Source organism: Paraburkholderia atlantica (genome assembly GCF_009362785.1).
Lineage (GTDB): Bacteria > Pseudomonadota > Gammaproteobacteria > Burkholderiales > Burkholderiaceae > Paraburkholderia > Paraburkholderia atlantica.
In genome coordinates this window covers 1-7,658 of the sequence record NZ_WHNQ01000099.1, presented here as the reverse complement: position 1 = coordinate 7,658, position 7,658 = coordinate 1, and the positions used below count along the sequence as shown (strand labels likewise).

General features: G+C 58.8%; 8 protein-coding genes and 3 pseudogenes. 6 read left to right on the top strand and 5 right to left on the bottom strand.

What is annotated here, in order from left to right; genetic code table 11:
* Positions 1-266, bottom strand: a pseudogene (locus tag GCT19_RS40180) (IS110 family transposase); the annotation flags it as partial.
* A gap of 256 nt (positions 267-522) precedes the next feature.
* Here GCT19_RS40180 and GCT19_RS40175 point away from each other — a divergent pair.
* From GCT19_RS40175 to GCT19_RS40155, 5 genes and pseudogenes are all read left to right on the top strand, one after another.
* Positions 523-2,055, top strand: a complete 1,533-nt coding sequence (locus GCT19_RS40175) for a hypothetical protein (protein ID WP_152854969.1) — start codon at positions 523-525, stop codon at positions 2,053-2,055.
* A gap of 169 nt (positions 2,056-2,224) precedes the next feature.
* Positions 2,225-2,602: pseudogene (locus tag GCT19_RS40170) on the top strand (IS6 family transposase); the annotation flags it as partial.
* The gene (locus GCT19_RS44715; protein ID WP_321576950.1) at positions 2,575-2,820 is read left to right on the top strand and encodes a DUF4160 domain-containing protein; all 246 of its coding nucleotides are present in this window, start codon (positions 2,575-2,577) and stop codon (positions 2,818-2,820) included. The pseudogene GCT19_RS40170 and the gene GCT19_RS44715, both read left to right, overlap by 28 nt.
* A complete protein-coding gene (locus GCT19_RS40165; RefSeq protein WP_152854968.1) occupies positions 2,804-3,052 on the top strand; it encodes a DUF2442 domain-containing protein in 249 nt (82 codons plus the stop codon). The genes GCT19_RS44715 and GCT19_RS40165 overlap by 17 nt, the downstream gene beginning before the upstream one ends.
* 233 nt (positions 3,053-3,285) lie before the next feature.
* Positions 3,286-4,029 (top strand): IS6 family transposase, encoded by a 744-nt coding sequence (locus tag GCT19_RS40155; protein ID WP_152854967.1) that lies wholly within the window; start codon positions 3,286-3,288, stop codon positions 4,027-4,029.
* A 58-nt stretch (positions 4,030-4,087) separates the two neighbouring features.
* On the opposite strand, the pseudogene GCT19_RS40150 reads toward GCT19_RS40155, so the two are convergent.
* Together GCT19_RS40150 and GCT19_RS40145 are read right to left on the bottom strand one after the other, a co-directional pair.
* A pseudogene (locus GCT19_RS40150) lies at positions 4,088-4,440 on the bottom strand (IS6 family transposase); the annotation flags it as partial.
* Positions 4,441-4,504: 64 nt separating this feature from the next.
* A complete protein-coding gene (locus GCT19_RS40145; protein ID WP_152854966.1) occupies positions 4,505-4,954 on the bottom strand; it encodes an HrpB1 family type III secretion system apparatus protein in 450 nt (149 codons plus the stop codon).
* 404 nt (positions 4,955-5,358) lie between these two features.
* Between GCT19_RS40145 and GCT19_RS40140 the strand changes: the two genes are divergently transcribed.
* Complete coding sequence (locus GCT19_RS40140; RefSeq protein ID WP_152854965.1) at positions 5,359-5,976, top strand: hypothetical protein; 618 nt, start codon at positions 5,359-5,361, stop codon at positions 5,974-5,976.
* A 193-nt stretch (positions 5,977-6,169) separates the two neighbouring features.
* Here GCT19_RS40140 and GCT19_RS40135 read toward each other — a convergent pair whose 3' ends face one another.
* On the bottom strand, positions 6,170-7,057 hold the full coding sequence (locus GCT19_RS40135) for an IS5 family transposase (RefSeq protein WP_265334649.1): 888 nt from the start codon (positions 7,055-7,057) through the stop codon (positions 6,170-6,172).
* A 238-nt stretch (positions 7,058-7,295) separates the two neighbouring features.
* Positions 7,296-7,658 (bottom strand): DDE-type integrase/transposase/recombinase (locus tag GCT19_RS40130; protein ID WP_152854963.1); only part of this gene is annotated, 363 nt, incomplete at its 5' end.

The window sequence follows — 7,658 nt, the reverse complement described above, 5'->3', positions numbered from 1 at the left end:
TTCTTGTTGCTCTTCACGAACGGGCGTACGAACTGCGGCGAGATCAGCTTTGCCTCGTGCCCGAGTTCGGCGATCTTGCGTGCCATGCAGTGCGCACCAGCACACGCCTCCATGACTATCGTGCATGGATGGAGCGTGGCGAAGAACTCAATCAGTTGCTTGCGCGATAACTTTCTGCGAAACACCGCTTTACCCGCCGCATCCTGACCATGAAGGTGAAAAGCGTGCTTACCCAGATCAATACCGACCAATGTGACGTTTTGCATGGCAGATCTCCCAAGGAATCCCGGCAGAGTACCCCTGCTGCGGGGAGGGGGTGACCATCCCATTACAGCAATCGTTGGAAGTTACCAGATCAAAGCAATCATGTTAAGGCTTCTTACTGCGGCAAAACCGAGCCCGCACAGGTTCGTCAGACGCGCATTCTAGCTTCCCCGCACTAATGCGACAGATCCTGTTCAGCTATCCTGGAAGCATCGCTAATTAGTGAGGAGATCCCATTTCTGTGCCTCGAACAGATTTATGATGCACCAATTTCGTTTCGCCGCACATGGCTGCGCACCGATGGACTTGTTTTTTGGTAAAAACGATATTCTATGCTTTGCCTTAAGCGAGGAGAAGAAATTGGACGCGACTTCATGGAACCTACTGGATGCTGAAAGCTATAGTAGAGACGACGCAGTTCTGCAAGCACGTCAGGAAATGCAACAAGGGGGGGGCAACTCTCCGCCGGCTTCACCTCCTAGCGCCTCCGCGCAGCCATCTAACGTACTCCTGCAGCAGTTGAATGACATGCAGCTGGAGCGGGAAGATAACCTGGGGCAACAGGCTAGTGGGATTCGCCGGACTTTCTACGCGCTAGGCGGCAAGAATGAGAAAGAGGCATCCGATCCGGAAGATAGAGAATTTATTGAGCATTTTAAAGAAGAAAGTATCGCCAGGGGCTTAAAGGAGAAAAATGTCAATGACTTTGCTGACTCGCTGGCACGTTTGAGTAATCACCTCACAGCAAAAACTGGCCGCGGTATCGTGCATCGAGGACTTGACGATCCCGCCTTGGATAAAGCAGCTAAACACCTAGGCAGCTTGTTTTTCAACAAGGTTCAACGTGCACTAAACACCGCTCGCGCGAACGAAAAGTTTCGCGCTAGAAGCAGCGAACCACTTAGAAGCAGCGAACCACGCAGCCAACGAGGCGGCGAAATCATCCGAAGTGATTCATACGGAGAAGACGAAGCCCTCATTGCATTATTTATTGATCGGGCACCGATGTTCTTTACTGACCAAACGATTGACAATATTAAAAAAGGGCTCCGCGCGTTTAGCACTTGGCTAAAATCGCAAAATTTGCCATCAATCAACCAGCTTTTAAGCCAAGATGCGCGGCTGGAAGCAATCAGGGAAAGGTATCAGAGCGCATTCCCTGGAAGAGCACCAAGATGCATATTTGCAATTAATACAGTGAAGAGAATGGGGCTGACGGTAACGCCCGAGTGGAGCGCAGCAGGCTCGCACCCCTTCTCGAATGCGTCATCGCATTCTTGGCCTAATCTGGACGAAGGAGGCCCAATAAACCAGCCGTATGGCCATGAAGGCTCCGGGGATGCTGCCGGATCCGACTTTTTTAGGGGGCTGCCTTGGGAGCAGCCGCCGACGCCAAGCGGCTCAGTGAACCAGCCATATGACGAGTATGGCGTGAGTGATTCGTACCCAACGGGTTATTCTCTTCCCTGGAGCCCCCCTGTCCAGTCTCAAGCCCACGATCCATACAGCAGTACATGGAGCGAGCCTTCATCGCTGAACCCGCCCCGCCCAGAGATCGGTCATATCGCCGGCCCCGACTGGCAACACGGCAACCAGGTCGCGTCCGACTTGCTGATCAGCATGCTAGATATGCAAGGCTTGGCGCCAAACGAATATATGCGGCAGACAGAATTTAACATCCATGGTGAGCGCTACAGGGCCGTCCTAGATGACAACCGCCACAGGGAGCCCAATAGGTACAATCTGCTCGGTCATAGTATTACGCTCTACCATGTACCACGGGGTGGCTGAGCGCCCCGCTTCGGCCGGCGCAGTCACGAGTAAAGTCAAATCGGGTGGTGCGACACGTGTCGCCGTCAGCCGCGCGTCAAGCGGCAAGTAGTAGAGCAAGGGGCTCTGGTGCAAATAGCGCGGGAGAGAATCGGTTAAGGTATCTGGCTGAACGAATTGAGAACCGACGATGAGCAAGCTGAAGAGCCTGGACGAACTGTTTGCAGGCCGTCACTTTGACCGCGATGTGATCATTCTGTGTGTTCGCTGGTACCTGCGCTACAAGCTTAGCTTGCGCGATCTGGTCGAAATGATGGCGGAACGGGGTCTGTGTCGCGGGCCCACACGACGATCCTGCGCTGGGTGCGGCGCTTTGTGCCGGAGTTCGTCAAACGGTGGAATCGCTTCGGCGGGCCCACCGGCCAGTCCTGCCGTGTTGACGAGACTTATCTCAAGCTGCGCGGCAAGTGGGTCTATCTTTATCGGGCGGTGGATCGGGTAGGCCAGACGGTTGACTTCATGCTCCGTGCAAAGCGCGACGTGGAGGCGGCAAAAGCCTTTCGATACAACGGTATCCGGTTCTTCTTCTATTCGAACGAAGGCGACCCGCGCGAGCCGGTTCACATTCACGCCCAGCGGGGCTCAAGTGTGGCGAAGATCTGGCTCTATCCCGACGTGCGTGTGGCCAGCAGTTCAGGGTTTTCGAAGGAGCAGGTGCTGCTGATGGATGCGGTGGAGCAGAACCGCGAACTGATCGAAAGGAGGTGGAATGAGCACTTCAGCTAGAGAGCTGCGGTTCGACGATTTCGCGATGTGGGTGGAGCTGGAGGACGGGCGTACGCTCGGCGTTCCGCTTGTCTGGTTTCCGAGACTGTTGCACGCAACGCCCGAGCAGCGGCTGCATTACGAAATCAGCGCAGGGGGGCTGCATTGGGGCGAGATCGACGAGGACATCTCAGTTGACGGTCTGCTCGCGGGCCGTGGCGACATGACGCATCGTCACGCCGACGCGGCGTGATGCGATGGGCTTTGTCCGGATGGGTACAAGTTCCCGTGCTATGGACGCGACTATGCATTTTTGACGCAAACCGGTTTGCCGAAGGCGTTCCACCGGTTCAGCAGGTTGGCGATGATTGTGCCTTCGCCTTCCTGCGACGCAAGCTCCTGCGTCAGCAGGCGTTCGCCGATGCAGCGCTTGATGCGCGAGATGGGACTGTCAGGTTGCTGGAGATGTGACGGTAAAATGAAGTGATGAAGAAGATGAAATCGCCTTATCACGGCCACCGTTTTCCTGCTATTGTCATCAGTTGCGCCGTTCGCTGGTACTTGCGGATCAGCCTGAGCCTGCGCGACATCGAGGAGTTGTTGCTTGAGCGTGGCGTTGTGGTCACATATGAAACGATCCGTTGCTGGTGCGACAAGTTCGGCGCTGGATTCGCTCAGCGTGCCAAAGCGGTGCGGCCCAAGCCCGGCAGCACCTGGCATTTAGATGAGGTATTCGTGACGCTGCGCGGTGAGCCGTATCTCCTGTGGCGCGCGGTCGACGAGCATGGCGCCGAACTCGACGTGCTGGTGCAAAAGCGTCGCGACAAGGCCGCGGCAAAGCGCTTCTTCCGGCGGGTGCTACGTTCAAACCCGGTGCCGCGCAAGATCGTTACCGACCAGCTGCGCAGTTATCCGGCGGCGAAGGCTGATATCCCTGAGCTTGCTCAGGTAAAGCACGTTCTCGTCAAAGCGGCCGCACGCGTGAACAACCGGGCCGAGAACCGCCACCAGCCGACCCGTAGGCGGGAACGCCAGATGTGCGGGTTTCGCGAGGCGCATCGCACGCAGGCTTTTCTTTCGTGCTTCGGCCCGATCCGTCAGCACTTCGCGCTATCAAGACATCAGATGAATGCCCAGATGAATGCCGCTCGTCATCGCACTATCCTGAAAGAACGTCTCGCAACATGGCATGGCTGGACCGTCTCAGACCCGGTTGAGATGGTTGACTGATAAGGATTACTATGCATGTGCCGAGACATTGACCTACAGTACCCAACTTGACAACGCCCTTTGCTGCGGCCTTGTCGCGATGTTTCTGCAGCAGGATGTCGAGTCCGGCGCGGTGCTGGTCGACTGCCCGCCAGAGCAGATAAGGCTCACCGCGCAACGTAACGAAGACTTCGTCCAGATGCCATGTGCGCCCAGGCTTGCGGCGAGCAGCTTTGACGCGGTGTGCGAAGCCCGCGCCGAATTTGTCGCACCAGCGGCGGATCGTCTCGTAACGGACAACGACACCGCGCTCGACAGCAGTTCTTCAATATCACGCAGGCTAAGTTGGAACTGGAAATACCACCGGACCGCGAGACTAATTATTGCCGCCGGGAACCGGTGGCCGTGATAAAGCGATTTTCTTTTCTTCATCGTGACATCTTACGTGACTACCTCGCCAACTTGACAGTACCCATCAGAGCCGTGGCGATTCGCATCAGGCGGTCAGCACGCGATTCGAATTCAGCGCTTCCGTCACGCGGGCGTGTGCGTCGGCGCTTCGATAGCCCGCCTGATCATCGTTGCCGGTCGCCGCGAGGAAGCGGTCGACGATTGCAATGGCAGTCGGGTGGCCGTTTGCGAGCACCGTGCGTGCGCAGCGCTGCCATTCAATATCCCCGAGCGTGTACAGGCACCAGCTCTGAAGGGCCCAGACAATCGGCCCGCCATCGCCGCGTTCGTCGATTTGACGCAGCACCTGCGACGCGGCAAGCCAGTTGGACGAGCCGATCTCGAGCCGCGCTTCGCAGATGTCGCCGGTCGGGCCGTGCGGATGCAGGACGCGCAACGCCGGCAGCATGTCCTCGAGCTCGGCTCGCGAACCGCACCGTACGCCCCAGGAAAACATCGTTAGCAGTATATTCGACACGACTTGTGGGTTCGACATGATGTTTACTCCGAAGGCGTAGTGAGCGTCGCGACCGGATCCGGCGGACGAAAGGGGCGCGTCGATGCGCCGATGGTGGCATCGGAATTCTCGTCGATGCAAGGGTTGCATCAGTCGGTGCGCGCGAAATGCTGGATGGGCCGACGAATCTTGCGCGGCAACGAACTGTTCGGGGCGCGACGCGGCGCGATGTCGCTGTGGCCGCGCACCGCGCAGGTCTTGGCGCCGTCGCGTGCCGGTATCGCACCGCACCCAGACCAGCCGGTTCGGTTCGCATGACGCGGCTTCGCGTCGCGCCAGCGGTTGGTGTGGCCGCCCCCCCTAGTCTGTCGGTGAATTGGGCCGCACTCGCGCGACGCGTCCGATTCTCGTGGAGATCCACTTTTTTCAGCGGGAGCAAACATATGAACGACATCACGTCTGGGTGCCTTAGTTCAATCTTCGGTAGTTCGTCGACTATGTCGCCGCAAGGTTTTTCGGGTGGCGGCATGGATGGCCTGGATTTCCTGAAGAAACTGAAGGACGACATCGAAAGTCTTCTGAGCGACCTAACGGGGGCGGGCGGTGGTGCCGACGGCAGCGGCGGTGGCCTCGGCGGTTACGGCAACCGCAACGACTCGCCGTTCGGTGGCGACTACGGCAGCACCGGCAACGGCGGCATTAGCAAGGCCATACCTAGCAATGACTTCGGGCAGGGCCAAGGCCAGGGGCTGCGCGATATCAAGCTGAATTCGGCGGCCGGCGGCGAGGCGCTGCACCTGAAGATGGACCAGTACGGCAACCTGTTCAACGGCAGTGGCAATTCGGTCGGGCATTACGACCAGCAGACTGGGCAGCTCTCGTTCAACGCCGGTGCGACCAAGGAAATCGAGCGGCTCGAAACGGGCGGCACGTGGTTCGAGCCGCCCTTTTTCCCGAACGGCAAGGCCATTCCGACGGAAGGTCCTGGCGGAAACGCAGTCTTCTCGGAACAGCAGTTCACCATGAGCGTCGGCGATCTCAATCAGAAAGCCGATTTCTGAACGAAGCAGGGCGGGCCGGGTCGCGACGACGGATCGTCGCGCGCCATCCGGTCCGAACGGCACGAGCGGCGTGATGCCCGGCTGCGCGGCCGCACCGGGAAACGCAAGGTCGAGCGCATGCCGGTGCCGAGGTGAAAGAGGGGTGGCGAGGGCTTTGTCCGGATGGGTACGAGTTCCCGTGCCATGGACGCGACTATGCATTTTTGACGCAAACCGGTTTGCCGAAGGCATTCCACCGGTTCAGCAGGTTGGCGATGATGATGCCTTCGCCTTCCTGCGACGCAAGCTCCTGCGTCAGCAGGCGCTCGCCGATGCAGCGCTTGATGCGCGAGATCTGTGCCTCGACCAGCGAGCGCACACCGTAGCCGAATTGCTTGTGAAATGCATAGATGCCTTTGTCCTCGATGTATCTGACGATCTGGTCATGCCGGCGGGTTCGCTGCTCGCCGTGTACGACAGCGTGAGCTGGCGGTGGGATGACGGGCGTCACGCCCGCGCCTGAAAGCGCTTCGGTACGGCCGATGCTGTAGTACGCGCCATCGGCAATCACCCGATCCATCGGCACATCGGCGGGCAGCACGGCGTCCATTCCTTCGCTGTCCGATACTTCTGTAGTGGTGATGCGGATCGCGTGTACGTTCATGTCAGCGTCGATCGACAGATGCATCTTGCGCCACGGCGTGCGCGCGGCCTTCCGGGCGTACTTTTCCTCGTACCACTGGCTCGCCCGCCCAAAGCTCAATCCCGTGCTGTCGACGATGAGACTGATCGTCCCGCCGCGCGCGAGACGCCGGGCCAGCTGTTCGCAACGCTGCGTGACGCTCACCTCCAGTGAAGCGAACCGTTCGCCCAGCTGACTGGCGCTGGGCACCGGGATGGCCAGCCCGCGAGTCTCCCAGTAGTCCTCCATATAGCCGGTGATCTGCCGCATCCCGCAGCCGAACAGCCGGTAGAAGGTAAAGATCAGCTCGATGTACGCCGTGGTGCAGGTCGGCTCACGCCCCGACACGCCCGGCGTACGGATCTTTGCGTTGATAAGCTGCGCCTTCAGATCGCCGCCCGGCACATACAGGCTGATCATGCCGCGCTTTCTCAGGCTCTGGTTATACGCCCGCGCGTTCGTCACCCGGTACCCCGGCTTCTTGCGCTTGCGCCGTTCACCCCTCTTTAGTCTGGCTTTATATGGCATTATTCAAGCTGGCTTCATGATGTTGCGCTTTTACACAACCCCCAGCATCTTTGCAATACCCCCAACCGGACAAAGGGCTTTGTGACGTTAGAGAGGAGAGAAGGCAATGCTGGCAGGGGCGATCAGTTGCTCAAAAAGCGATAGACGGATTTTGGGTGAGTTCGGTGAAGCGATGCCACGCAGCAAATCGCAAGGCGAGTTGTTGGCGATAGCGTGAAGCCCGTAGCCGATGTCGCTTGAGGGCAAAGTGCTGTCGGATCGGGCCGAAGTTCGACAGGAAAGCTTGAGTGCGCTCGGGCAGGCGGAAGCCCCGCATACGCCGTTCGCGTTCCCGGGTTGGCTGATGACTATTCTCGGCGCGGTTGTTGACGCGGGCGCTGGCTTTGACGAACACATGCGTGACGTTCGCCAGTTCGGGGATCTCCGCTTTCGCGGCCGGATAGCTGCGCAACTGATCGGTGACAATCCTTCGTGGCGTGTCGGCACAGGCGGC